Consider the following 25385-nt stretch of genomic DNA (forward strand, 5'->3'; position numbering starts at 1 on the left):
GTTCCCCCGTACGGGGCACCGCCAGGAGGGTGGCCGGTGCAAAACTTCCGGTGGTAGGCAGGGGTTCCTTCCCTACTCGCAGGTCGGAGGAGTGAGCAGTGCGCTGGCGCAGTTACGTCGCGGTCGGGGACAGCTTCACCGAGGGTCTGGACGACGCGTATCCGGACGGCAGTTTCCGGGGTTGGGCGGATCTGGTGGCCACCCGGCTCGCCGCCGAGGCCGGGCCGGACTTCACGTACGCCAACCTGGCCATCCGGGGGCGGACCTTCCCGAGCGTGGTAGCCGAGCAGGCACCGGCGGCGCTGGCGATGAAGCCCGACCTGATCAGCTTCGCGGCGGGTGGCAACGACGTGCTGCGTCGCAGCTTCGACCCGGATACCCTGGTCACCCGTTTCGATGAGGTGGTCGGGCGGCTGCGCAGCGGCGGCGCCGACGTGCTGCTGTTCCGGTTCGCCGACGTGATGGCGCGGCTGCCCGGCCAACGGCTGATCGCGCCCCGGGTCGCCCTGCTCAACCGTGCTGTAGGGGAGACCGCCGAGCGGCACGGCGCCATCCTGGTCGACCTGTACGCCGACGACACGTACCTGAACCCGATGCTCTGGAGCACCGACCGGCTGCACCTGTCTCCGGCCGGGCACCGCCGCGTCGCCGGCCAGGTGCTCAACGCTCTCGGCGTCGGCTGCGACGAGGAGTGGCTGCTCGTCCCACCGAACCCGGAGCCCACCCCCTGGCTCTCCGCCCGCACCGCCGATCTCCGCTGGGCCGGTCAACATCTGGCCCCCTGGATCAGGCGCCGCCTGACCGGCCGCTCCTCCGGCGACACCCGTACCGCCAAACGCCCCACCCTCACCCCCCTAACCGACTAACCCCCCTCCCCCCTCCCCCCTCCCCCCTCCCCCCTCCACCCCCTCGTGCCCCACCCCTCCGGGTTGATCATGGAGTTATTACCCTAGTTGATCTCCAAATCGGACAATAACTTCATGATCAACGGGGCTGGGCGGGGGCGGGGGTGGGCTGGGCTGGGCGGGGGTGGGTGGGTGGGGCTGGGTGGGGTGGGTGGGGCTGGGTGGGGTGGGTGGGGGTCGGGGTGGGCAGTCAGTGGAGGTGGCGGATCCAGGTTCTTGTTTGGGTGGGGCCGGTGCCGAGGGTGGTGTCGGTCGGGGTGGTGACGACGATGGTGTCGTCGGGGAGCACCTGCACCGTCGGAGGGTGCTCGCCGCTGGTGAGGCGGCGGCGGAGTTCCGGGACATCGAGATAGCGGTCGCCCGTCCAGTAGCCCACGTTGCCCCACATGTTGGTCACCGCCAGCAGGCCACCGTTGACCGCGGCGACGGAGTTCGTGTCGGGCGGCAGCTGTGTCCGCTCCTGCCACCGGTCACTGACCATTCGCCACACCCGCTTCGCGGCCGATGTGTCGAAATCCGCATGGGTCAGGCTCACCAGCCATGCGTCGCGGCCGTCGGGGGAGACCAGCAACTGGGTGGCACCCGAGACGGCGGGCAACTTCTCCCATGTCGCGGCGTCGTCGTGACTGACCGCAACGGTCAGCGGACCACCGTTTCGGAAGGTCACCCAGATTCGACCGTCACCGCCGTCGATCAGTCCCTTCTCGGCCTCGCCGCTCAGGGTCACCGGGGGCTGGGTGAGCACGCCCGCCGCACCGATCCGAGCCAGTTCCCACTCGGCGCAGTTGATCTCGATCAATGGTCCGCTGCCCGGGCACTGGAGCAGGTACCCGCGGCGGGTGGCCACGGCGAGCCGGGTGACCTCGGGCGGGGACTCCCGAGGATGCTCGGTGAAGGAGGCACCGCCGTCGGTGGTGACCAGGTAGCCGTCGGGTACGCCAACGGTCAGGTTCCGGCCGTCCAGCGGTAGCAGGTAGTACGGTCCGGCCCATCGGGGGTTGTTCGCCGTGTCCGGCAGCGGCGTGCGCTGCCAGGTCGCACCCCCGTCGGCGGTACGCGCGAGGTCGATCCGGCAGCCGGTCCGGTCGGTGTCCTCGGGACTGCAGGTGTCGAAGAGAGCCCAGCCGTGCCGGGCGTCGACGAAACGTAAATCGGCCAACCTGCCCGCGACCCCCAGCGGGTTCACCTTCCGCTCGATCACCTGGCCGTCCGGGGTCGGTGACGGGGCCGGGTCGGGTGGGTCACGGTCGGCGTCCAGACCGGCGGTGGCGTACACGCCCGGCCCGGTCAGCAGCAGCACAACCAGCCCAGCCAGCAGGCTCCGCCAACTCCGGCGGCGGCGCATCCGGCGTTGGAGGTCCGCGATGCCGGGCGGGCGGAAGGTCGGTGCGGCGGTCGCCTCGAACTCGGCGAACAGCTGGTCCAGGTTGATCTCACGCACGGCCGGCCTCCTGCCGTTCGGTGAGGTGACGGGCCAGGGCCGCGCGGGCCCGCGAAAGCCAGGACTTGACGGTCCCCTCCGGTACGCCGAGCTGGTCGGCGATTTCCGCGACGGTGAGCTGGGCCAGGTGGTGCAGGACGATCGCCCGGCGTTGAGCGGCGGGCAGGATGGTGAGCGCCTCCAGCAGCATCACCCGGTCCGGGCCCGGACCGGGTACGTGTTCCTCCCGCTGTCGCGCCAGGTGACGGACGGCGGTACGGACCCGACGGAGCCGGCTGGTGGCCAGGTTCCAGGCCACCCGGCGGACGAAAGCCGACGGATCGTCGTACGCGCTGATCCGCTCCCAGCGTTCAAGCGTCCGGCAGAACGCCTCCTGGGTGAGGTCCTGCGCCTCGGCGTGATCACCGAGGTACGCGTAGAGCTGCACCGCCACCCGCTGGAAGTGCGCCTGGTAGAACTCGCTGAAGTCCACCGGCGGTGGGTCGGCCCCTGGTGGCGCTGCGGTCATGGCGGTCCTTGTGTTCGGCGGCAGTCAGGAGTGTCACGCCTGGCGGACCACATTCGCTGCACCCGAATTCCGATGGCCGAGCGGAGCGCGGCGTACTTTGGGGACCATGTCTGTGCCGAACGATCCCGATCCCCGACTTCAGTCGTACGCGGACCCGCAGCGACTGGTCACCACCGACTGGCTGGCCGAGCATCTGGGCGACGACGGTCTCGTGGTCGTCGAGTCCGACGAGGACGTACTGCTCTATGACAGCGGTCACATCCCGGGTGCCGTCAAGGTCGACTGGCACCTGGAGCTGAACGACCAGGTGACCCGGGACTACCTGGACGCCGAACGGTTCGCCGAACTCTGCGCCGCCAAGGGCATCGGCCGTGACGATACGGTCGTCTTCTATGGCGACAACTTCAACTGGTGGGCCGCGTACGCCCTCTGGGTCTTCACTCTCTTCGGTCACTCGGACGTACGGCTGCTGGACGGCGGCCGGCAGAAGTGGATCGCCGAGGGGCGGGAGCTGACCCGCGACAAGCCGACCCGGCCCCGGGCGGAGTATCCGGTGCCGCAGCGCGACGACGCGCCGGTGCGGGCGTTTCGCGAGGAGGTGTCGGCGCACGTTGACGCCGGCCGGCCGCTTGTCGACGTGCGGTCGCCGGGCGAGTACACCGGCGAGATGCTGCACATGCCGGACTACCCGCAGGAGGGTGCGCTGCGCGGCGGTCACATCCCCGGCGCGGTGAGCAAGCCGTGGAAGTCCGCCGCCAACGACGACGGCACCTTCAAGCCGGCCGACGAGCTGCGTGGCATCTACGCCGACCAGCTGGGGCTGACGCCGGACGACGACGTGATCGCCTACTGCCGGATCGGCGAACGGTCCAGCCACACCTGGTTCGTACTGCGGCACCTGCTCGGCTACCCGAAGGTGCGCAACTACGACGGCTCCTGGACCGAGTGGGGCAACCTCGTCCGCGCCCCCGTCGTCAAGGGCCCCAACCCGAGATAACCTCGTTGATCGATCATGAGGTTAGCGGCGTATTTGATCATCAATTCTGCCGCTAACCTCATGATCAACGCAGTGGGGTCAGGGGGTCAGCGGGGGGCTGGGGCGCGTAGGTAACGCTGGATGGTGGGGGCTAGCCAGGTGATCAGCTCGGTGGGGGAGATGTCGACCATCGGGGGCAGGCGCAGGACGTAGCGGGTCAGGGCGACGCCGAGCAGCTGGCTGGCGACCAGTCCGGCGCGCCGGGGCGCTTCGTCGGGGTCGGCGACCACCCGGCCGACCGCCACGCCGAGCTGGGTGGCGAAGATGGCGCGTACCCGCTCCGCCCCACTCGGGTTGGTGCTCGCCGTGCGCAGCAGCGCCGGCAGGGTCGAGTCGCCCTCCCATCGGGTGAAGAAGTAGCTGACCAGCGCGGTGCCGAGGCGATCGGCCGGCACGCCGCTCAGGTCGGGCAGCCGCAGGTCGAACTCGGCCGCCGTGGCGAACAGGTTCTCCTTGCTGCCGTAGTACCGCATCACCATCGACGGGTCGATCCGCGCGTCCGCGGCGATGGCCCGGATCGTCGCCCGGTCGTACCCGTCGGCGGCAAAGCGGTCGCGGGCGGCCCGCAGGATGGCCGCGCGGGTCGCCTCCGAGCTGCGGCGTCCGCCGCCGGGCGGCGTCTCCGGGCTGCGGCGTCCGCCGCCGGGCGGCGTCTCCGGGCTGCGGCCTCCGCCGCCCGACGCCGTGCTCCGCCGTCCGGCGCCGGACGCCGCTGGCCCCGCGTCGTCGCGGCGTCCGCCGTCGGCCGCCGGCTCCGCGACCGGTTGCTGAGCCCGCTCGGGTACGCCCTCCGTCATGTGACCGACGGTATGCCAACGATTGTTGACTTCCCAATCCGGGGCGGCCTAACGTTGCCAACAAGCGTTGGCCAACACTTGTTGGCATCCCGCCGAGGAGGTCGTCATGCTGCCCGAACGAACGGACGTCCTGGTCGTCGGCGCGGGCCCGACGGGGCTCACCGCCGCGCTCACCCTGGCCCGCCGAGGGGTCGAGGTGACAGTCGTCGACAAGCGGGAGAAACCGGCGGTGACCTCGCGGGCCGCAGTCGTCCACGCGTACACCCTGGAGGTGCTCGACCGGATCGGAGCCGGCGAGACGCTGGTGGCCCGAGGGCTGCGGTCGGCCCGGTTCAGCGTCCGCGACCGGGACCGGGTGCTGGTCACCGTGCCGTTCGGCGGGTTGCCCAGCCGCCACCGGTACGCGTTGATGGTCTCCCAGTCGGTGACCGAGGAGGTGCTCACCGACCGGCTGGCCGAGGCCGGCGTGCGGGTGCTGCGCCCGTACCGGCTCACCGGTCTGCGCCGCGACGGCGACGGCGCGGTGGCCGACTTCGACGGCACGAGCGTGCGCGCCCGGTGGGTGGTCGGCGCCGACGGCATCAACAGCACCGTCCGTGAGCTGGCCGGCATCACCTTCACCGGGCCGGCCGGCACCGAGGAGTCGTTCGTGCTGGCCGACGTACGCGTCGACAGCGGCCTGCCCCGCGACGGCGCGTCGATCTTCCTCGCCCGGGGCGGGCCGCTGGTCTGGGCACCGCTGCCCGACGGGCGGGTACGCCTCGTCGCCACCGTCACCGATCCGCCCGCCGAGCCGGACGCGCCCTACCTGCAACGCCTGCTCGACGAGCGCGGTCCCCGGCGACGGCCGGACCAGGTGCGGGAGGTGCTCTGGTCCTCGCGCTTCCGGCTGCACCGACGGGTCGCCGGGACGTTCCGCTCCGGGCCGGTGCTGTTGGCCGGCGACGCCGGACACGTGCACAGCCCGGCCGGCGGGCAGGGCATGAACCTCGGCATCAGCGACGCGGTCGACCTCGGCGAGACCCTGGCCGACGTGCTCGCCGGAGCCGCCGAAACCGGGCTGGACGAGTACGCGGCCCGACGTCGCCCGCTCGCACACGAGGTGGCCGGCTTCGCCGACCGGCTGACCCGCCTCGCCACCGTGCCCCCGTCCGTCCGGCCGGCCCGGGACCTGCTGCTGCGCCTGACCTCGGTGCTGCCGCCGGTGCGGCACCGGATCGCGCTCCGGCTCTCCGGCCTCAACCAACGCCCGACGTGAGCCACGGTTCCCGGCAATCGGACTGGCGGGTAACCACGGCTCCACGCTGTCGACAGTCGGGTCTACGCTGGCCCGGTGACGGTGGAGCAGCAGGCCCGGGGCGCGAACGGCGGGGCCACGGGGGCGGGACGACGCCGATCCCGCAAGGACGAGATTCTTGAGATCGCGGTGGGCCTGTTCGCCTCCCGGGGCTACCACGGTGTGTCGATGGACGACATCGGCGCGGCTGCCGGCGTGACCGGCCCGGCGCTCTACCACCACTTCGCCGGCAAGGAGGCGATGCTTGTCGCCGCGCTGACGCCGGTCAGCGAGGGACTGCTCGACGGCGGTCGGCAGCGTTCCGCCGCCCATCCCGGTGACCCGCGCGCCGCTCTGGAGTCGCTGATCGACTTCCACGTCGACTTCGCGCTCGCCAATCCGGCCGTCATCGCGCTGCACCTGCACGAACTGGACCGGCTGCCGGAGGAGCCCCGGCGGCGCATCCGCCGGCTTCAGCGGCTCTACGTGGAGGAGTGGGTCACCGTGCTGACCGCCCTGCACCCGGGGCTGCCCGACGGTGAGGCGCGGGTGCTGGCACACGCCGCGTTCGGTCTGATGAACTCCACCCCGTTCCTCGGCGGCGAGGTCGACCACCGGCGTCGGGCCGAGCTGCTGCGCGCCGCCACGCTGGCCGCGCTGCTCGCCCCCACCGACCCCGCCTGACCTTCGCCGACTCGTCCCCCTCGACCATGCGGGGTGGCCCTCGGAGCTGACCCGGCCCGGCTTCGGTGCGCTTCATCACATCCGGCTCGACGACCCTGGCTCTACCGCAGGCGTTGAGAGGGGGCCCTTCCTTGCACCCGGGGCGGCGTGGTTCCCTAGCACGCGTTCCCACCATTTGGACGCCGGAGGAAGCATGATCGAGTCGCTGCTGGTCGCCAATCGGGGCGAGATCGCCCGCCGGATCATCCGTACCGCTCGGCGGCTCGGGGTGCGGGCGATCGCGGTGCACTCGGAGGCCGACGCCGACCTGCCGTTCGTCGCCGAGGCCGACGAGGCCGTCTGCGTCGGGCCGGCCAACCCGGCACAGAGCTACCGCAACACCGAGGCGATCCTCGACGCCGCCCGGTCGACGGGTGCGCAGGCCATCCACCCCGGTTACGGCTTCCTGTCGGAGAACGCCGACTTCGCCCGTACCGTCCAGGCCAGCGGGCTGACCTGGGTCGGACCCGGCGCGGACGCGATCAGCGCGATGGGCGACAAGATCAATGCGCGGAACCTGATGGCGGCGGCCGGAGTGCCGGTGGCGGCCGGGACCACCGAGCCGGCGGCCGACCTGGCGGCGGCGGTCGCGGCGGCGGCGGAGATCGGCTATCCGGTGATGGTGAAGGCGGCCGCCGGTGGCGGCGGCATGGGCATGGGGGTGGCGGTCGACGAGGCCGCGTTGCGCACCGAGTACGACAAGGTGCGGGCCTTCGCGGAGCGGATGTTCGGCGACGGCTCGGTGCTGCTGGAGCGCTACTTCCCCCGGGTGCGGCACGTCGAGGTGCAGATCCTCGGCCTGGCCGACGGCCGGGTGCTGGCGCTGGGCGAGCGGGAGTGCTCGGTGCAGCGGCGCAACCAGAAGCTGGTGGAGGAGTCGCCCTCCCCGGCGGTCTCGCCGGAACTACGCTCCCGCCTGCTGGCCGCCGCGGTGCGCGCGGGCGAGGCGGTCGACTACAGCAACGCGGGCACTGTCGAGTGCCTGCTCGATCCGGCCTCCGGGGAGTTCTTCTTTCTGGAGATGAACACCCGGCTCCAGGTGGAGCATCCGGTGACCGAGCTGGTGCACGGCATCGACCTGGTCGAGGAGCAACTGCGGGTGGCCGCCGGCCTGCCGCCGACCTTCGACCCGGACGCGTTGACCTCGCGTGGTCACGCCATCGAGCTGCGGGTCAACGCCGAGGACCCGAAGCGGTTCCTGCCCGGCCCCGGAACCATCAAGACCTGGGTGGAGCCGACCGGCGAGGGGGTACGCGTCGACTCCGGCTACGCCGAGGGGAACACCGTCACCCCGTTCTACGACAGCCTGATGGCGAAGCTGATCGTGCACGGCCGGGACCGGAACGAGGCGATCGCCCGCGCCCGCACGGCAGTGGTCGCCTTCGACCTGTCCGGCCCCAAGCACAACCTCCCCTTCTTCGCCGAGCTGCTGGAGAACCAGGAGTTCCTCTCCGGCGACTACGACACCACAATCGTCTCCCGCCTCCGCTAACTCCCCCCACCCCACCCCACCCCCACCCCCACCCGGTTGATCATGAAGTTGTTGTGCTCCGCCCGGCGTGTCGAGGGCAACAACTTCATGATCAACTGGGGGGGACGTGGAGGGTGGGGGGTGGTGGGGTGTGACATGCTGGGGGTGTTGGGGGCGGGGGCTTGTCACAGCGAGGTGGGTGGATGGCGGAGATGCCGGAGTACGTGTCCATTCGTGAGGTCGGGCCGCGCGACGGGTTGCAGAACGAGGCACCGATCCCCACCGACGCCAAGGTGCGGCTGCTCGACGCGCTCTCGCGTACGGGGGTACGACGGATCGAGGCGGTGTCGTTCGTGCACCCCCGGGCGATTCCGCAGATGGCCGACGCCGACGAGGTGTGGCGACGGGCGCAGCAGGTCGACGGGGTGCGTTACTCGGCGCTGGTGCCGAACACGCGCGGCGCGCAGCGTGCCCTGGCCGCCGGCTTCACCGAGATCGAGGTGGTCGTCTCGGCCAGCGACACGCACAACCGGCGCAACGTCAACCGCTCCACCGACGAGTCGCTGGACGACATCGCCGAGCTGATCGACCTGCTGCACGGCGCCGGAGCCCACGCCGAGGTGATCGTCGCGACCAGTTTCGGCTGTCCCTACGAGGGAGACATCGATCCGACGCGGGTGGCCGCCATCGTGGACCGGGTGGTTCGCGACGGCGCCGACCGCGTCGCGTTCGGCGACACCACCGGCATGGGTACGCCCCGACGGGTCCGCGACCTGCTCACCGCGGTACGCGACCGCAACGCCGACGTCCCGGTGCTGCTGCACTTCCACAACACCCGGGGTACTGCGTTGGCCAATCTGCTGACCGCCCTCGAACTCGGGGTGACCGAGTTCGACGCCAGTGTCGGCGGGCTGGGTGGCTGCCCGTACGCGCCCGGGGCCAGCGGCAACCTGGCCACCGAGGAGGCGGTGCACATGCTGCACGACATGGGCATCGACACCGGAATCGACCTGGACGCCCTGATCGAGGTCGCCGAACTGGCCGAGGCCCTCACCGCCCGCAGCCTCCCCTCCGGCGTCCTCCGCGCCGGCCCCCGCACCCGCCTAACCCCCCACTAACCCCCCACTAACCCCCCACCCCGGCCTCACCCCACCCTCACCCCGGCCTCGCGATCTTGCACTTTCGGTCGGGACAGATCCGCTGTTTTCCGGCATTTCGGCGACCGAAAGTGCAAGATCGCGCACGGCTGGTGGGCGGGGGTGGGGGTGGGGCTGGGGGTGGTGGGTGGTGCGGGGGTGGGTTGGGGTGGGGTAGCCTAACGATCGTTCAGGTTGCTTGGGGTGGGGAGCCGCAGTGACGGTTGACGGTGAGGCGCTGGAGCAGCTGCGCAAGCGGGTCAGGGCCGGCGGCGCGGAGAAGTACCACGCGGCGAATGCGGCGAAAGGCAAACTCTTCGCCCGGGAGCGGGTCGCGCTGCTCGTCGACGAGGGCAGCTTCGTCGAGGACGGCCTCTACGCCAACGCGCTCGCCGAGGGCCTGCCCGCCGACGGCGTGGTCACCGGCACCGCCACCATCGACGGTCGTCAGGTCTGCCTGATGGCAAACGACTCCACGGTCAAGGCCGGCAGTTGGGGTGCCCGCACCGTCGAGAAGATCATCCGGATCATCGAGCGGGCGTACGACACCGGTGTTCCGATGGTCTACCTGGTCGACTCGGCCGGGGCCCGGATCACCGACCAGGTCGAGCTGTTCCCCGGCCGCCGTGGCGCCGGAAAGATCTTCTGGAACCAGGTCCGCGCCTCCGGATCGATCCCCCAGGTCTGCGCGCTGTTCGGGCCCAGTGCGGCCGGCGGGGCGTACATTCCGGCGTTCTGTGACGTGGTCGCCATGGTCGACGGCAACGCCAGCATGTATCTGGGGTCGGACCGGATGGTCGAGATGGTCACCGGCGAGAAGACGACCCTGGAAGCGATGGGCGGGGCGCGGGTGCACTGCGCCGAGTCCGGCGTCGGGCACTTCCTCTGCAAGACCGAGGTCGATGCGCTCGACGTGGTGAAGCGCTACCTGTCGTACCTGCCGGCGAACTGGACCCAGCAGCCGCCCACCGCCCCTGCCGTCGAAGCACCGGCAAAGGCCGACCTCGCCGCGCTGGTGCCGGCGAGCGAGCGGCAGGCGTTCGACATGCGGCGGTACGTCAAGGGCCTGCTCGACGAGGACTCCTTCTTCGAGATCCAGGCGCTCTGGGCCAAGGAGCTGACCATCGGCTTCGGCCGACTGAACGGCGAGGTCGTCGGCGTGGTCGGCAACAACTCGATGTTCAAGGGCGGGGTGCTCTTCGTCGACTCGGCCGACAAGGCGACCCGGTTCGTGCAGCTCTGCGACGCGTTCAACGTGCCGCTGCTGTTCCTGAGCGACGTGCCCGGGTTCATGGTCGGCAGCGCGGTGGAGAAGCAGGGCATCATCCGGCACGGCGCGAAGATGATCACCGCGATCTCCGAGGCGACCGTACCGAAGATCTGCGTGGTGGTGCGTAAGGCGTACGGTGCTGGCCTCTACGCCATGGCCGGCCCGGGCTTCGAACCGGACGCCACCATCGCCCTGCCCACCGCGAAGATCGCGGTGATGGGCGCGGAGGCCGCGGTCAACGCGGTGTACGCCAACAAGATCGCCGCGATCGAGGACGAGGCCGAGCGGGCCGCGTTCGTCGCCGCCCGGCGTGCCGAGTACGAGCGGGACATCGACATCGTCCGGCTCGCCAGCGAACTGGTGGTCGACGCGATCGTCGAGCCGCAGGAACTGCGGGCGGAACTGGTGCGCCGGTTCGCTGCCGCCCGCGGCAAGCAGCGGCACTTCTCCCGGCGACGGCACGGCGTCACCCCGGTCTGAGTCGTCCGTCCGGCACCAGCACGATCCCGTTCCGGCGTCACGAGCGCCCGCGGGCCGTCCACACAGGAGGCAACCCGATGGACTTCCGGCTCACCGAGGAGCATGAGGCGCTGCGCGACAGCGTGCGGGACTTCGCCCGCGAGGTGGTCGCGCCGGTCATCGCCGAGCACTACGAGCAGCACACCTTCCCGTACGAGATCATCCGCCAGATGGGCAAGATGGGGCTGTTCGGCCTGCCCTTCGCGGAGGAGCACGGCGGTATGGGGGGCGACTACTTCGCCCTCTGCCTGGCCCTGGAGGAGTTGGCCCGGGTCGACTCCAGCGTGGCCATCACCCTGGAGGCGGCGGTGTCGCTGGGCGCGATGCCGATCTACCGGTTCGGCACCGACGAGCAGAAGGCGCGGTGGCTGCCGCGGCTGCTCAGCGGCGAGGCGCTGGCCGGGTTCGGGCTGACCGAGCCGGGCTTCGGCTCGGACGCGGGTGGCACCGAGACCCGGGCGGTGCTGGACGAGGCGACCGGCGAATGGGTCATCAACGGCTCGAAGGCGTTCATCACCAACTCGGGTACCGACATCACCGCCCTGGTCACCGTCACCGCGGTCACCGGTACGCGGCCGGACGGCACGAAGGAGTTGTCCTCCATCATCGTGCCGAGCGGGACGCCCGGCTTCAGCGTCGCTCCGGGCTACTCCAAGGTCGGCTGGACCGCCTCGGACACCCACGAACTGACCTTCGACGACTGCCGGGTGCCGGCGGAGAACCTGCTCGGCGAGCGTGGTCGCGGCTTCGCTCAGTTCCTGCGCATTCTCGACGAGGGTCGGATCGCCATCGCCGCGTTGGCCGTGGGTCTCGCTCAGGGCTGCGTCGACGAGTCGATCAAGTACGCGAAGGAGCGGCACGCTTTCGGTCAGCCGATCGGCAACTACCAGGCGATCCAGTTCAAGATCGCCGACATGGAGGCGAAGGCGTACACCGCCCGGCTCGCCTACTACGACGCCGCCGCCCGGATGCTGGCCGGCGAGCCGTTCAAGCGGCAGGCGGCGATCGCCAAGCTGCACGCGAGCACGATCGCGGTGGACAACGCCCGGGAGGCGACGCAGATCCACGGCGGCTACGGCTTCATGAACGAGTACCCGGTGGCCCGGTTCTGGCGGGACTCCAAGATCCTGGAAATCGGCGAGGGCACCTCCGAGGTGCAGCGCATGATCATCGCTCGCGACCTGGGGATGTGAGCCGGCCGGTCGGCATCCGGCTCCGGCCGGTGCCGACCGGAAACGTCCAACGGCCAGCGGACCGCCGACGTCGATGGCTGGTCGTCCTGGGTTGCCCATCGGGCGGTCGTTGTCGGCTTTCGGCGCGGCACCGTCGGGTGGCCGACGATCCCGTGTCCGATGTCGGGCCTGGCCCGTATTGTCCGTGCCCATGGCTCCCGGTCATGATCGTCAATCCGGTCCGCCGCACGCCGGTCTACCGGAGCTGCTGCGGGCGCACCGGCTGGCTGCTGGCGCCACCCAGGCTGAGCTGGCGGCGCGTGCCGGCGTCGGGGTACGGACGGTCCGTGACCTGGAACGTGGCCGTTCCACCCGGCCACAACGCACCACCGTGGAGCTGCTTGCCGGGGCGCTCGGGCTGACCGGCTCCGCCCGCGCGACGTTTCTGGCCGCTGCCCGGGGCACCGCTCCGGCGACCGTCCAGCCCGAGGTCAATACGCCGCTGGGGCTGCCGCCACCACCGGAACTGATCGGCCGGGAGCGCGATGTCAGCGAGCTGGCCACGCTGCTGAACGATCCGCGCGGTCCCCGGGTGGTGAGCCTGGTGGGGTTGGCCGGCGTCGGCAAGACGGCCCTGGCGTTGGCGGCGGTTCATGCGGCCGCGCCCGCCCACCCCGGCGGTGTCGCCGGGGTGCTGATCGGTGCCGGGTCGGACGCGGCCGACGTGCACGCCGCCGTCATGACGGTCTTCGGCGTGGCCCGGGACGCCGAGTTGGCCGCGCGGCTCGGTGACCGGCCGGCGCTGCTGCTGGCGGACGCCGTGGAGCGGGCACCTGACCCGGTGGCCGGCACCCTGCGGCGACTCATCGGCGCGGTGCCGTCGCTGCGGGTACTGGTCACCGGCCGGCATCCGGTCGGGCTGCCCGGCGAGTGGGTACGCCCCGTGTCCCCGTTGGAGGTGCCACCACCGGGCGACACCGATCCGGCCACCGTCTCCGGTTGTCCGGCGGTCGCCCTGTTCACCTCCCGACTGGCCCAGGTCCGGCGGGAACCGCCGGCCGACGCCGAGTTGCCGGCGCTGGCCGCACTGGTGCGCCGGCTGGGTGGGCTGCCACTGGCGATCGAACTGATGGCGGCGCGCGGCCGGCTGCTCGATCTCACCGAACTGCTCGACCGGTACGGCGACCGGGTGCTGGATCTGGACACCTCGGCCGCCACGCACAGCGGTTGGGATACACGGCCACGGGGCGACGATGCCCGCACGGCGGTGGCGGAGACCCTGCGCGACGCCGTGGCCACCAGTTACCGGCTGCTCGCCGTCGGGGACCGGGCGGCGCTGCGCCAGCTCGCCGCCTTCGGCAACCGGTGGTCGGTGGAACTGGCCGAGGAGATGCTCGCCGGAACCGGCGTCGATCCGGTGCCGCTGCTGAACCGCTTCCTCGACCTCGGGCTGCTGAGCGTACGAGGTGGTGGCTCGTTCCGGTTCCGGCTCGTCGACGCCGTTCGGGACTACGCCGTCGAGCAGGCGTCCGGTGCCGGCGAGTCGACGGTGATCCGACGTCGGCACGCGCGGGTGGTGACCCGGCTGGTGGAGCGGACCGCGTCGGGGTTGACGGGCGCCGGTGCCGGTGCCGCCGCGCACCGTCTCGACGAGGTCACCGGCGACATCAGCTCGGCACTGGCGTACGCGGCGGTCGACGATCCCTTGACCGCGTTACGTCTCGCGGTGAGCCTGCCCCGGTGGTGGCGGTTACGTGGGCGGGACGTGGTCGGCCGGCAGTGGCTGCTGCGCCTGTTGGCCGATCCGCGTACCGCCGACGCCGATCCGGCCCTGCGCGCGTGGGCCTCGGTCGGTGTGGCGATGCTCGCCGGTGAGCACGGTGCGGCCGCAGCGGAGCTGCCGACGGCCCGCGCGGCGTTGGCGGAGTTCCGTCGGCTCGGTGACGTGCCGGGCGAACTGGAGGCGCGGACGGTCCTCGGCGTCCTGCTGGCCGCGACCGGACGGCCGGGCCAGGCACGGGAGCAGGCGGAGGCGGTGCTGGCCCTGGCCACCGAGCATGGCCTGACCCGCCAGATGGCGGTCGCACAGCATCAACTGGCGTGGCACGAGATCAGACTCGGTGACCTGGCCACGGCCCGTCGCCGGCTGGCCGTGGTGGACCGGCTCGGTGGTCAGTGCGCGGAGCAGCGGCTGCGGGTGCTCGCTCGGGGCACCGTCGCGGAGGTGTTCCGTCTGGAGGGCCGGTACGCCGACGCGGTCGACGAGGCGCGCCGGGTGTTGACGGCCTTCGGTGACCTGGGCACCCCGCGCGGTCGACGACAGGTGCTGGGGACGCTGGGTCTGGCGCTCGCCCAGGACGGTCGGGCGGCCGAGGCCGCCGAGGTGCTCGCCGAACTGCGTCCACTCGACGGCACGGGTGCACTGATCGAGGGTCAGCTGGCGCTGCATCGTGGGGACCGGGAGGTCGCGGCGGAGTGGTTCGCCGCGGCAGCGGAGCCGGACGAGACCGGCCGGGACCGGCGCACGGTGGTGGAGGCTCTGGTGGGGCTGGCGGCGAGCACCTCCGACGCGAGGGTGCTCGATCGGCTGGACGTGGCCTGCCGGGAGGGCGGCATCCGGCTGCTGGAGCATGAGGAGGAACTGCTCTACGTGCTGGCGGTGACCCGGAACGGCCCGACCATGCAGGGGCGGTGAGAGTGCGGAACGGCCCGACCACGCAGGGGCGGTGAGAGTGCGAAACGGACCACGGGTGGCGGGGACGGGGCCGGCGCGGGCGAGGAAGCCCCCTGTTGCCACCCCTCGCTCATCGCCCGCGCCGGTGCCCCCCGCTGCCCCCGCCGCTGCGAGACTAGCGAGGCGCAGTCCGCCCGTCTGTCGGGTTTGATGGGCTATCGCCTATTGACCCCGTGGTTCTGCCGGTCTTTCTGCCGGTGCCGTGACGCTCGGCTGTTCCGGTGCGCACCGAGGGTTCGCAGACCGTCGAGGGTGACGACAATCGGCTGGCACGGGCGGCGCGAGGGGTGCATCAGCGGCCCGGCTGGCCTCCCGGTGCGGGCGAGCTCACCTCCTTCTCGTCGCACTCGGCCGAGGGCTCGCCCGGTGCGGCGGATCGGCTGCCGGCGGTCGCGCAGGGATGCACGGCGTCACGTACCCGGCGCAGGCCGTCGAGCAGTGCGGTAAGCGCGGCCGGGTCGAGTTGCCCGGTGAACCAGTCCTCGATGAGCTGAAGGTGTCCGGGCAGGCTCTCGTCGAGCCGGCGCAGGCCGGCGGGCGTGACGACCGCGTACGAGCTGCGTCGGTCGGAGGGGCAGGCACGGCGGGTGATCAACCCGTCGCGTTCCATCCGGTCCACCACCCGGGTCACGCCGCTGGTGGACAGTGAGGTCTGGGCAGCAAGATCGGTCATCCGCAGTTGGTTGGCGGGTGATCGGGTGAGTCTGGTCAGCACCTCGAACTCGACCGATGACAGGCCGTGCTCTTCCAGCTGGGCGGCGAATCGGGCGGCCAGCCCGGCGTGCACCTCGAAGAGCAGGCCGACGGCCGTGATTCGAGGGTCGTCGAACGTGTTCGCTTCCACCGGTCCATCGTACCAATACTTGACAGAAGGAATATTGCCGAGGCTATAGTTGCTGACGCAGCCGTTGGGCTACTAAACAATCTCTCCCGGAGGGCAGTCTCTCATGACCAGCAGCACCGAGCCGGTTACCCGCGACTGGAACGGCCTCACCATCCCGGCGGCCGGCACCTACCTGCTGGATGTGGCGCACAAGCGGGTCGGCTTCGTTGCCCGGCACATGATGGTGAGTAAGGTTCGCGGCGAGTTCGCGGACGCGAGCGCCACCATCACCATCGCCGAGGAACCGCTGGAGTCCACGGTCTCCGCCACCATCCAGGCCGCCAGCATCAACACCGCCCAGGCGGACCGGGACGCGCACCTGCGCAGCCCCGAGTTCCTCGACGTCGAGAAGTTCGCCACGCTGGAGTACCGCAGCACCGGCGTGAAGTCGCACGAGGGCAACGAGTTCGTCCTGACCGGCGAGTTGACCATCAAGGACGTGACTCGTCCGGTCGAGCTCAAGGTCGAGTTCGAGGGTGTCGGCCGCAGCCCCTTCGGCCAGGACATCTTCGGTTTCTCGGCGACCACCGAGATCGACCGTGAGGACTTCGGCCTGACCTGGAACGTCGCCCTGGAGTCCGGTGGCGTCCTGGTCGGCAAGAAGGTCAAGATCGAGATCGAGGGCGAGGCCATCCGGCAGTCCTGATCCGTACGCCCCGACAGGCCCGCGCCCGCACCGCGCGGGCCTGTCGGCTGTCCGGGTGTCTCCGCGCGTACCCGGGCCCGCGGCCGCTGGTGCGAATTGTCACAACTTGTTCGTCGTTGGTCGCCGGGGGTTCGACGGTACGACTGGGTACGTATTCAGGCGGGAGCGACCCACCTGGTCGGGGCGACGTGTCGGCCGCTACGGCGGGGTGGACTGCGGCAATGGACCGATCTTCGGGGCGGCTGGGCTCGGCGCTCCCAACGAGTATGGTTCACAGTGCGCTGCGGAGCGGCACCGTTCCGTGGCGTCGCGCGCCGGGAGGAAGCATGGGCAGGGACGTCGATCGAGCCGCCTTCTCCCGTGAGGACCGGGTCCGGTACCGGCAGAAGGTCCGTCGCTGTCTGGACGTGTTCGCGCTCATGTTGGACGACTTCGGCTTCGACGCCGACCGGCCGATGACCGGGCTGGAGATCGAACTCAACCTCGTCGACCCGGCCGCCGAACCGGCCATGCGTAACGAGGAGATCCTCGCCGCGATCGCCGACCCGTCCTTCCAGACCGAGCTCGGGCAGTTCAACCTGGAACTGAACGCCAATCCACGGCTGATCTCCGGCAACGGGTTCGCCGACTACGAGCGCGACCTCTGCGCCAGCCTCAACCGGGCCAACGAACGCGCGGCGCGGTCGGACACCCGGATCGTTCTGGTCGGCATTCTGCCCACGTTGAACGAGCAACACCTGGTGGCGGACAACCTCTCCACCAACGAGCGTTACCGGGTGCTCAACGACCAGATCGTCGGGGCCAGGGGCGAGGACATCGAGCTCGACATCCGGGGCGTCGAGCGACTGCGTACGCACAACGACTCGATCGCGCCGGAGGCGGCCTGCACCAGCCTCCAGTTCCACCTACAGGTGGCGCCGGACAGCTTCGCCGACTACTGGAACGCCTCCCAGGCGATCGCCGCCGCGCAGGTGGCAGTGGGTGCCAACTCGCCGTTCCTCTACGATCGGCAGCTCTGGGCGGAGACCCGCATCGCCCTGTTCGAGCAGGCCACCGACACCCGGCCGGACGAGCTGAAGGCCCAGGGCGTACGGCCCCGGGTCTGGTTCGGTGAGCGGTGGATCACCTCGATCTTCGATCTGTTCGAGGAGAACGTCCGCTACTTCCCGCCCCTGCTGCCGATCTGCGAGAGCGAGGACCCGGTGGAGGTCCTGCATGCCGGCGGCGTTCCCGAACTGGCCGAGTTGCGGCTGCACAACGGCACCGTCTACCGGTGGAACCGGCCGGTGTACGACATCATGAACGGCCGCCCGCACCTGCGGGTGGAGAACCGGGTGCTACCGGCCGGGCCGACCGTGGTCGACATGCTGGCCAACGCCGCCTTCTACTTCGGGCTGGTCCGCGGCATGGCCGAGGCCGACCGACCGATCTGGAGCCAGCTCACCTTCAGCTCGGCCGAGGAGAACTTCCACGCGGCTGCCCGCCGGGGCATGGACGCGGTCCTGCACTGGCCGCGGCTGGGCGATGTGCCGGTGACCACGTTGGTGCTCGACACACTGTTGCCGCTCGCCGCAGCCGGCCTCGACGCTTTCGGCGTCGCCCCCGCCGACCGGGATCGGCTGCTCGGCATCATCGAGCAACGCTGTCGTACCGGGCGCAACGGCGCGGTCTGGCAGACCGCCACCGTGTGGGCCGCCGAGCGGCACCTGGGCCTGGACCGGAGGGCCGCGCTGCACCACACGCTCCAGCGCTACGCGGAGTTGCAGTACACCAACGAGCCGGTGCACACCTGGCCGCTCGACTGAGCGACCCGGCAACCTAGCCGATCTTGGCACGGAATCGCCCCTCGGCGTGGCCATCTGGTACCAAGATCCAGACTAGCGACCTCGCCGCTGGGGACGGCCACGGCGGCCACCGCCCTCGGGCGTCTCGTCGCTGCCGGACGACGCGTCGGGCAGCGAGGTGCTGGGGGTGTTTTCACCCACCTCCGCCGACCCGTCCGGCTTCACTGCCGTGGGCTTCGGTCCTGCCGGTTTCGGTGCGGGTTTCGGTGTTGCCGGCTTGACCGCCACCGGTCGCGATGTGCTTCCCCCCGGTGCGGTTTCCTTCCGGGTGGTCGTCACCTCGCCGGCTACCGTCTCGTCGAGCCGGTTGGCACCCGGCGCGGACCGCTCGGCACCCGGCGCGGACCGCTCGGCACCCGGTGTGGACCGCTCGGCACCCGGCGTGGACCGCTCGACATCCGTCGTGGACCCGGGCGTGAACCGGTCCTCGTCACCGACCCGTTGCCGAGGCACCACCGGGGCCGCGTCGGGGCCATTTGACCGGCGCGCCGCCAGCCGGGCCGATCGCTGGGCCAGCGCCGCCACCAGGACCGACCCGCCGATGCCGACGATCACCGCGTACGGGGCGGTGAGATGAGCGGACACCTGTTCCGGGCTGATCGCCGTGAGCCTCGGTACGGCGAGGAAGTACGCGATGGCCACGAGCAGCGGTCCGGCGGCACCCGAGGCGGTGGCGCCGACCCGTCGATCGGTCGCGCGGACCCCGCTGCGGGCGGCCAGCGCACCGATCACCAGTGCCGAACCGAGCGACAGGACCGCCCCGGGCCAGTAGAAGTAGTCCCGGACCCAGAACTGGTCGCTGTCCGAGCTGAGTTGCCAGATGCCGAGTTGGGCGGTCGTCAGCCCGCGGCCGGCTAGTACCGAATCGACCACGGCGATGACCGCGAGCAGCCAGAGCCAACCGGCGGTGGCGATGACGTTGGTGGCGGCGGCGCGGCACCGCAGCGCCCAGACGGCCACCAGCGTTCCGATCAGCACGCCGACTGCCGCGTACATGGCGGCCATGTCCCGAGGGGACGGCGTGTCGGGTACCACCGCGACCCGTGCCGGCACGGCGACCAGCAACACCGTGATCAGCGCGCCCAGGCCGGCGGAGACGGCCAGCGCAACTCCCCACAGCCCGCCACCGGTCTGCCTGGCGGTGGCGGACGGCGGTTCACCGGCGGGCGGAACCGGGTCGCCGGCCGCCGCTGCGGTATCGGACGGCGGAACCGGGGCACCGGTCGCGGGCGACCCGCCGACCACCGCCGGGGTGTCCGACGGGGAACCGGCCCGACGGCGGTCGTGCAGCCGTTGGGCGCAGACCGCGCCGAAGATGGTCGACGTGGCGGCGATCCAGGTCGCCCAGATCAGGCTCGCCACCCAGGCCGCCGTGCCGGCGGACGCCTCATTGGGTGCCCAGTTGAGAATGCCCAGACCGTATCCGAAGCCCAGTTGGGCGGCACCGGCACCGGCTGCCACGCCGGCCGCCGTGGCGATCGATCCTCCCCAGCCCTGTCTGGCCATGCGGGGCAGCGTAACGTCCTGTGGTCGGTGCGGCGAGTCGTGCGTGGCATCGACCGGCAACGGTTACGGACAGTGCTTGGCCCCGGTCGCTACGGTCGCGGGTGATGAGGCGGTGGGCGGGATGACGGACGGGACCACGGACGGGCAGCCGGGGCGCGGTGACACCGACCCGGGCCGGACGAGGCTGATCATCGGCGGCGCAGCCGCCGCCGTACTGCTCGCGATCATCGGTGCGGCCGGGGGCTGGGTGCTCGCTGGCGATCAGGTACGACCCGGCCCGGTGTCGTCCGGCGCCACCGGTACTCCCATCCCCAGCCCGACGGTGCGGACCTCGCCGCCGCGGGAGCGGCCGACGCCGAACACCGCGACCACGCCGAGCAACAGCCCCAGCCCGTCGCGGCCGACCGGACTCACCGTCCCGGACCTGGTCGGCGCGGACTTCGAGGAGGCCAGGGAGGAACTGCGGGACCTGGGCCTGGGCTGGCAACTCGTCTTCGGCAGTGGTGACAGTTCCAGCGTGAGAAGCACCGACCCGGCCCCGGGTACGCCGGTTCGGCGCGGGGTCACCGTCAAGATCAACGTAGCTGGGGCCGCTCCGCCGAACGAGGTGCCGGACCTGATCGGTGAGGCGTGCAACGAGGCGAGGGACGAACTCGTCGACGACGGATTCTCGCCTCGCTATCCCAACGGACGCTCCGGCACGGTCACGTCGCAGCAACCGCCGGGCGGAACGGTCGGCAGGTGGAACGACGTGGTCCAGATCTGGTGCGGCACGCCGCCGACTGCGGACGCGAGCGCTCCGGCACCGTGACGTGCACCCGACACGCTGATGCCGGCCGATGACCGGCAGAACCGCTAGGTTGACCGTCGAGGGGCCTGTTGCCCGCCCGGTCGGCGGAAAGGACGTGCCGTGAGCGACGACCGCCAGGAGCCGACCGACGGGCAACCGGACGACCGGACCCGCCCGATCCCGCCGTCCGACGACAACCCGGACGAGACCGCGCCGCTGAAGCGGGCTCCCGACGAGACCGCGCCGATGGAGCGGTCAGCCGGCGAGCCGAGGATTCCGGCCGACGCGACGCCGCCGGGGCGTGCGCCGGACGAGACCGCGCCGCTCGGGCGTACGCCGGATGAAACCGCGCCGATGGATCGCGCGGCCGCAGAGTCGGCGCGTACGCCGGACGAGACGGCGCCGCTCGGGCGTACGCCGGATGAAACCGCGCCGATGGATCGCGCGGCTGGCGGGCCGGTGGACGCGACCGCGCCGCTGCCGCCGACTCATCGCTCCGGGCCGGCGGCCTGGTCGGGGCGCGCGGAGGTGCCGTCGGTGCGGCCGGGCGTGGACCGCGAACTGGCCGGCGGCGACTGGTACGCCGACGAGCAGCCGGGCCGACCGTGGTGGCTGCCGATCCTCTGGGGCGTCCTGCTGCTGCTTCTGCTCGGCCTGATCGGGGGCGGGTTCTGGCTGGCCCGCCAAGGGCTGGACGACGACGGGCCGGCGTCGGAGTCGCCCTCGCCAACCACCCAGGCCCCGCCGACCACGGCGTCGCCGTCGCCGACCACGGCGTCCCCGTCACCAGCACCGACGACGAGTGCCGCGCCGGTCGAGGTGCCGGTGCCGCCGCTGGTGGGTCTGCCGGAGGCTGCGGCGCGGGCGGCGCTGGACGGGCTCGACCTCGACTATCGGGTGGAGTACCGCCCGTCGGGCCAGCCGGAGGGGACCGTCATCGCCACCGACCCGGAGGCCGGCGAGTTGGTGGAGGCGGGCGACGAGGTCCGGTTGGTGGTCGCCGCGGCCAGCCCGAGTCCCTCGCCGACGACGGATGAGCCGACCACCGAGCCGACCGCCACGGCGAGCCCCACGGGGTGATCGCCCGAGTCACCACATGCGGCGTCTGGTGCCGACCAGCCCGAGACCGGCGAGGGAGATCGCCAGCCCGAACACCCCCGACCAGAACAGCGAGCGGCTGAGTTCCTCCCGGGTGTGACCACCCGTGGCCCTGGCTGGCGCGTTCTGTTCAGCGGGGTAAGAGTGCTCCGAGTCGCCGTCGGACTCCGCCGGGCCGTCGGCCGGTCGGTCGAAGAAGCCGTCGTAGGCGAAGGCGTCCCAGACGCCGTCGGATATGACGTCCGGCTCGACCGGCTCGCTCTCCACGACAGTGATCTCCGGGGCCGGTACGGGCTCGGCCAGCCGGGTGGACGACAGGGCGGGATCTCGGCCCAGCACCACCAGGGTGGTGACGGCACCGAGAAGCGCCAGGAGTCCGAAGGTGTGGGCGATACGGGACCGACGTGGCTCCCGCGCGGACATAGTGACCATGGCCATCCCAGGTTCGGGGTCCGGGAGGCGCGGGGTGGAGACATGCCGGGGTGGGCATACCGATTCTATGTCGGCGGCATACCCCCCGAATCCTTTTCACCTGACGTCGGTGATGCTCAGTGCAGTCGGTGATGCTCAGTGCACCCGAACCGGCGTCCGTACGGCCGGCCGGCGGGCCGAGCGTACGGTGTGTGGACGCGGCTGCGGGGCGGCCTGGACCTGCCGCAGCCCGGCCCGTTGGACGAAGATCGACCGACGGTTGACTGCGTCCCCCGCCGCGTTCAACTCGTAGCCTTCGAGCCAGAGCCAGCCGTCGTAGGTGGGCCGGTCGAGCACCCGGATCACCCGGAACAGGATGGGTCTGAGGAACTGGACACTCGCCGCGCGTGTCACGTGCAGTACGTCACCGGAGCGGGGAAGCACATGGGCTCCTGGAAGGGTCGGCCGGCGGGGAAGGGCCGGCAAGGATGGGGGGTTTGCTGGCTCCGGCGACGAGGTCGTGTCTCGGGGGCCGGGGCCGGTGTCGTTGCCGTCAGTGCGGAGCTGCTGGTGGCGGAGCTCCTCCCGGGTGACCCACTTCTCCACAACGTTGATCACTCGTGGAGACGGATCGGAGACGGTCAGTAACCCGGGTCATACGGACAGAGTGCATCAGGAGTGTGCTTCATGCAAGTTGCACGTCGACTTTTGCCGATACGTGAGCGGCTCGCGCGAAACGGCGCTTGAACGCGCCGCCACCCGGGCGGCACACTGAGAGCCGGTTTCGCCCGCCGCGGCCGGCCGAGGACCGGGACCACCCCACGCCGCGAACGTTCGCCGAGAGGATCGCGCCGTGGGCGGGCGGTCAGAGCGGCGCGTCGAAGCGGAGAGGTGACACGGTGAGCGAGCGGCGCAGCCCGACCATCCGGCGGCGCCGGCTCGGCGCAGAACTGCGCCGCCAGCGTGAGGCCGCCGGGATCACCATCGAGGTCGTGGCAGAGCAGTTGGAATGCTCGGCTTCCAAGATTTCGCGTATCGAGACGGGCCACACCACCGCGACTCCCCGCGACGTTCGGGACATGCTCCGGATCTACGGAGTGGTCGGCGCCGAGAGCGACGAGCTGGTGCAGATCGCCCGCGAGGCCCGGCAGAAGGGCTGGTGGCATCCCTACAGCACGGTGCTGGTCGGGGCGTACGTGGGCCTGGAGGCGGCGGCCAGTTCGATTCGTGCGTACGAGCAGCAGGTGGTGCCGGGGCTGCTGGAGACCGAGGACTACGCCAGCGCGATGATTCGCGCGGCCCGCCCCGACTTCAGTCCGGAGCAGGTACAGCAACGGGTGCGTGTCCGACTCGGTCGTCAGTCGTTGTTGACCCAGGATGATCCGGTCGATCTGTGGGTGGTGCTCGATGAGGCGGTGTTGAGCCGTCCGGTGGGCGGGGATGCGGTCATGCGTGACCAGCTCAGCCGGTTGGTGGAGGTGGCACAGCTGCCGAACGTGACGCTTCAGGTCCTGCCGTTCGAGGTGGGGGCGCACGCCGGCATGGACGGCACCTTCACGATCCTCAGCTTCCCCGAACCCGGTGATCCGGATGTCGTGTACGCGGAGAACGCCACGGGTGGGCTCTTCCTGGAGAAGAGCGACGAACTACAGAAGTACAGCTTCATCTTCGATCACATTCGAGCAGCGGCCAAACGTCCGGAGGAGTCCGTCGAGTACATCGCGAGACTGGCAGAGGAGCCGTTGTGGAAGTGGCGACGCAAGGATTCTCCGGAAACCTGACGCAGGCGACATGGTTCAAGAGCTCGAAGAGCGGGCCGAACTGTGACAACTGCGTTGAGGTGGCGTACGTGACCGGGGCGGTCGGCGTCCGGGACTCGAAGGACAAGGCCGGACCGGCCCTGGTCTTCGCGCCGGGTGACTGGCACGCTTTCGTCGCCAGCACCAGGGACGGCGCGTTCCCCCGGGCCTGACGCCCGGGGATGGTGACGACGGATCCCCGTTCGGCCGCTGGCCGAGCGGGGATCCGCTGTCGTGACCCGGCCGCGGTGGGCGGGGTATCGGACGCGTGCTCCGCCGGCTGCCGTCGCCACATCCTGCCCGTGTCGTTGTACCTCTCGGTACGCGCTGGTCGACATCCCCCCGGCAGGGCGGGTAACCGAGCGAGGCAGGCGAGACGGATGACGAGTATCGGGTCGGAGAACCTCACCAATGGACCGGGAAAGCCGGAACGGTTCGGCGGCAAGTATCGCGGGGCCCGGCGGGACACCGTGCTGACCGAGGTGGTGTCGGCGGAGACCGAGCACGCGGGCCGGGAGACCCCGGCGACGACGGAGCCGCCGTCGCCGCTCACCCTGCCGTCGCTGGATCCGAATCCGCTGACCGAGCCGTCCTTCCCGGCCGGTGGCTGGTCGACGGTCGACGACGGTTCCCTCGTGGACCATCCGCTGCTGCGTGGCCTGCTGATGGAGTTGCCGCCGAAGGGCAGCGTGCCGCCACCCGGCTGGCTCGACCGCTGGTTCGAGGCGACCAGGGCGATCCTGGAACTGCTATACGTGCAGGGCGCCAGCGGCCGGGCGCGGTGACGACACCCGCTCGGGCATGGCCCGCTCGGCGAACCGGTTGTGTCGCAACGCGTGGCGTACGCCGATCGACGCGACGGCCAGCGCCGCGATGGTGATCGCCGGCCCGGTTGCCGAGGGCCCGAGGAACTGGCCCGCACCGCTCGCCGCGATCACGGCCGGTAGCAGCGCCAGACCGGTCACTTGCAACGGCAGTCCGATCAGCGGGTGGGCGGCGGCGGCACGCAGTCCGTGTGGGGCCGGTGTGTTGGAGGCGACGGCCAGTGTGCCGGCTCCGGCCCACAACCGGCGCAGTCGGCGCACCGTGCAGCCGGCCACCAGCAGGGCGGGTACGGCGGCGAGCGCCAGCCCGTCGGCGGCTCGATCCGCCAGGGTCGGCCCGACGGTGACCAGCCCGGCGATCGGCAGAGCCACCGTCAGACCGAGCCCGGTCAGCGTCAGCGCGAGCAGCCTGCCGGTGTGCTGACGCAGCTCACGAGCCTGGCTCAGGCGGGGTAGCCCGTCCGCGAGAAAGCCGGCGGTCCACCAGACGGCGGCGACCGGAAGCAGGAGGGCGAGATGGCTCTGCATGTCCATCAGCCTTGCCCGAATTCCGGCTCGCCGAATCCGGGCCCACCCCCCGTTCGTCCCGTACCCGT

General features: G+C 71.3%; 24 protein-coding genes. 16 read left to right on the plus strand and 8 right to left on the minus strand.

The features are described 5' to 3' along the window. Positions 1 to 98: 98 nt before the first annotated feature. The gene (locus AB0J93_RS12585) at positions 99 to 866 is read left to right on the plus strand and encodes an SGNH/GDSL hydrolase family protein (protein ID WP_363921117.1); all 768 of its coding nucleotides are present in this window, start codon (positions 99 to 101) and stop codon (positions 864 to 866) included. A 229-nt stretch (positions 867 to 1095) separates the two neighbouring features. Here the strand turns inward: AB0J93_RS12585 and AB0J93_RS12590 are convergent, their stop codons facing one another. Together AB0J93_RS12590 and AB0J93_RS12595 are read right to left on the minus strand one after the other, a co-directional pair. Further along, complete coding sequence (locus AB0J93_RS12590) at positions 1096 to 2346, minus strand: hypothetical protein (protein WP_363921119.1); 1251 nt, start codon at positions 2344 to 2346, stop codon at positions 1096 to 1098. After that, positions 2339 to 2854 carry a SigE family RNA polymerase sigma factor gene (locus tag AB0J93_RS12595; RefSeq protein ID WP_363921121.1) on the minus strand — a complete coding sequence of 172 codons (516 nt, stop codon included), beginning with the start codon at positions 2852 to 2854 and terminating at the stop codon, positions 2339 to 2341. Before AB0J93_RS12595 ends, AB0J93_RS12590 begins: the two co-directional genes overlap by 8 nt. Positions 2855 to 2960: 106 nt before the next feature. Between AB0J93_RS12595 and AB0J93_RS12600 the strand changes: the two genes are divergently transcribed. Further along, positions 2961 to 3851 carry a sulfurtransferase gene (locus AB0J93_RS12600; RefSeq protein ID WP_363921123.1) on the plus strand — a complete coding sequence of 297 codons (891 nt, stop codon included), beginning with the start codon at positions 2961 to 2963 and terminating at the stop codon, positions 3849 to 3851. Between the two features lie 86 nt (positions 3852 to 3937). On the opposite strand, the gene AB0J93_RS12605 is transcribed toward AB0J93_RS12600, so the two are convergent. Further along, positions 3938 to 4687, minus strand: coding sequence for a TetR family transcriptional regulator (locus tag AB0J93_RS12605; RefSeq protein WP_363921125.1), 750 nt, complete (start codon positions 4685 to 4687; stop codon positions 3938 to 3940). Positions 4688 to 4793: 106 nt separating this feature from the next. Here AB0J93_RS12605 and AB0J93_RS12610 point away from each other — a divergent pair, with 106 nt between their 5' ends. The 7 genes from AB0J93_RS12610 to AB0J93_RS12640 all read left to right on the plus strand — a co-directional run bounded on the left by AB0J93_RS12610 (position 4794) and on the right by AB0J93_RS12640 (position 14949). After that, positions 4794 to 5945, plus strand: coding sequence for an FAD-dependent oxidoreductase (locus tag AB0J93_RS12610; protein ID WP_363921127.1), 1152 nt, complete (start codon positions 4794 to 4796; stop codon positions 5943 to 5945). Positions 5946 to 6020: 75 nt separating this feature from the next. Continuing rightward, complete coding sequence (locus AB0J93_RS12615; protein WP_363921129.1) at positions 6021 to 6647, plus strand: TetR/AcrR family transcriptional regulator; 627 nt, start codon at positions 6021 to 6023, stop codon at positions 6645 to 6647. A 193-nt stretch (positions 6648 to 6840) separates the two neighbouring features. Then, the gene (locus AB0J93_RS12620) at positions 6841 to 8178 is read left to right on the plus strand and encodes a biotin carboxylase N-terminal domain-containing protein (protein ID WP_363921131.1); all 1338 of its coding nucleotides are present in this window, start codon (positions 6841 to 6843) and stop codon (positions 8176 to 8178) included. A gap of 182 nt (positions 8179 to 8360) precedes the next feature. Further along, positions 8361 to 9275, plus strand: coding sequence for a hydroxymethylglutaryl-CoA lyase (locus tag AB0J93_RS12625; protein ID WP_363921133.1), 915 nt, complete (start codon positions 8361 to 8363; stop codon positions 9273 to 9275). Between the two features lie 235 nt (positions 9276 to 9510). Further along, positions 9511 to 11043, plus strand: coding sequence for an acyl-CoA carboxylase subunit beta (locus AB0J93_RS12630; protein ID WP_363921135.1), 1533 nt, complete (start codon positions 9511 to 9513; stop codon positions 11041 to 11043). Between the two features lie 77 nt (positions 11044 to 11120). Beyond that, positions 11121 to 12275: an acyl-CoA dehydrogenase family protein gene (locus AB0J93_RS12635; protein WP_363921137.1), complete on the plus strand. Its 1155-nt coding sequence runs from the start codon at positions 11121 to 11123 to the stop codon at positions 12273 to 12275. 190 nt (positions 12276 to 12465) lie between these two features. Further along, positions 12466 to 14949 (plus strand): helix-turn-helix domain-containing protein, encoded by a 2484-nt coding sequence (locus AB0J93_RS12640; protein WP_363921139.1) that lies wholly within the window; start codon positions 12466 to 12468, stop codon positions 14947 to 14949. A gap of 331 nt (positions 14950 to 15280) precedes the next feature. Here the strand turns inward: AB0J93_RS12640 and AB0J93_RS12645 are convergent, their stop codons facing one another. Beyond that, positions 15281 to 15832: a MarR family transcriptional regulator gene (locus AB0J93_RS12645; RefSeq protein WP_363921141.1), complete on the minus strand. Its 552-nt coding sequence runs from the start codon at positions 15830 to 15832 to the stop codon at positions 15281 to 15283. 103 nt (positions 15833 to 15935) lie between these two features. Between AB0J93_RS12645 and AB0J93_RS12650 the strand changes: the two genes are divergently transcribed. Continuing rightward, positions 15936 to 16517, plus strand: a complete 582-nt coding sequence (locus AB0J93_RS12650; protein WP_363921143.1) for a YceI family protein — start codon at positions 15936 to 15938, stop codon at positions 16515 to 16517. Between the two features lie 326 nt (positions 16518 to 16843). Beyond that, the gene (locus tag AB0J93_RS12655) at positions 16844 to 18322 is read left to right on the plus strand and encodes a glutamate--cysteine ligase (RefSeq protein WP_363921145.1); all 1479 of its coding nucleotides are present in this window, start codon (positions 16844 to 16846) and stop codon (positions 18320 to 18322) included. Positions 18323 to 18394: 72 nt separating this feature from the next. Here the strand turns inward: AB0J93_RS12655 and AB0J93_RS12660 are convergent, their stop codons facing one another. Beyond that, a complete protein-coding gene (locus AB0J93_RS12660) occupies positions 18395 to 19867 on the minus strand; it encodes a hypothetical protein (RefSeq protein WP_363921147.1) in 1473 nt (490 codons plus the stop codon). Positions 19868 to 19988: 121 nt separating this feature from the next. On the opposite strand from AB0J93_RS12660, the gene AB0J93_RS12665 reads away from it, so the two are divergent. After that, entirely contained in the window at positions 19989 to 20678 is a 690-nt protein-coding gene (locus tag AB0J93_RS12665) for a PASTA domain-containing protein (protein ID WP_363921149.1), read from the plus strand. Between the two features lie 99 nt (positions 20679 to 20777). Then, complete coding sequence (locus tag AB0J93_RS12670; protein WP_363921151.1) at positions 20778 to 21737, plus strand: PASTA domain-containing protein; 960 nt, start codon at positions 20778 to 20780, stop codon at positions 21735 to 21737. Positions 21738 to 21746: 9 nt separating this feature from the next. On the opposite strand, the gene AB0J93_RS12675 is transcribed toward AB0J93_RS12670, so the two are convergent. Then, positions 21747 to 22187: a hypothetical protein gene (locus AB0J93_RS12675; RefSeq protein WP_363921153.1), complete on the minus strand. Its 441-nt coding sequence runs from the start codon at positions 22185 to 22187 to the stop codon at positions 21747 to 21749. A gap of 135 nt (positions 22188 to 22322) precedes the next feature. Further along, positions 22323 to 22610 (minus strand): hypothetical protein, encoded by a 288-nt coding sequence (locus AB0J93_RS12680; protein ID WP_093409209.1) that lies wholly within the window; start codon positions 22608 to 22610, stop codon positions 22323 to 22325. Between the two features lie 455 nt (positions 22611 to 23065). Here AB0J93_RS12680 and AB0J93_RS12685 point away from each other — a divergent pair, with 455 nt between their 5' ends. The 3 genes from AB0J93_RS12685 to AB0J93_RS12695 all read left to right on the plus strand — a co-directional run bounded on the left by AB0J93_RS12685 (position 23066) and on the right by AB0J93_RS12695 (position 24750). Beyond that, entirely contained in the window at positions 23066 to 23947 is an 882-nt protein-coding gene (locus AB0J93_RS12685; RefSeq protein WP_363921155.1) for a helix-turn-helix transcriptional regulator, read from the plus strand. Then, the gene (locus tag AB0J93_RS12690) at positions 23917 to 24138 is read left to right on the plus strand and encodes a DUF397 domain-containing protein (protein WP_363921157.1); all 222 of its coding nucleotides are present in this window, start codon (positions 23917 to 23919) and stop codon (positions 24136 to 24138) included. The genes AB0J93_RS12685 and AB0J93_RS12690 overlap by 31 nt, the downstream gene beginning before the upstream one ends. Before the next feature lie 207 nt (positions 24139 to 24345). Next, positions 24346 to 24750, plus strand: a complete 405-nt coding sequence (locus AB0J93_RS12695) for a hypothetical protein (protein ID WP_363921160.1) — start codon at positions 24346 to 24348, stop codon at positions 24748 to 24750. Here the strand turns inward: AB0J93_RS12695 and AB0J93_RS12700 are convergent. Then, on the minus strand, positions 24715 to 25317 hold the full coding sequence (locus AB0J93_RS12700) for a hypothetical protein (protein WP_363921162.1): 603 nt from the start codon (positions 25315 to 25317) through the stop codon (positions 24715 to 24717). The two genes, AB0J93_RS12695 and AB0J93_RS12700, sit on opposite strands and share 36 nt — an antisense overlap. Positions 25318 to 25385: the final 68 nt, after the last annotated feature.

Origin of the sequence: Micromonospora sp. NPDC049374 (assembly GCF_040677165.1) — a bacterium.
Classification (GTDB): Bacteria; Actinomycetota; Actinomycetes; order Mycobacteriales; family Micromonosporaceae; genus Micromonospora.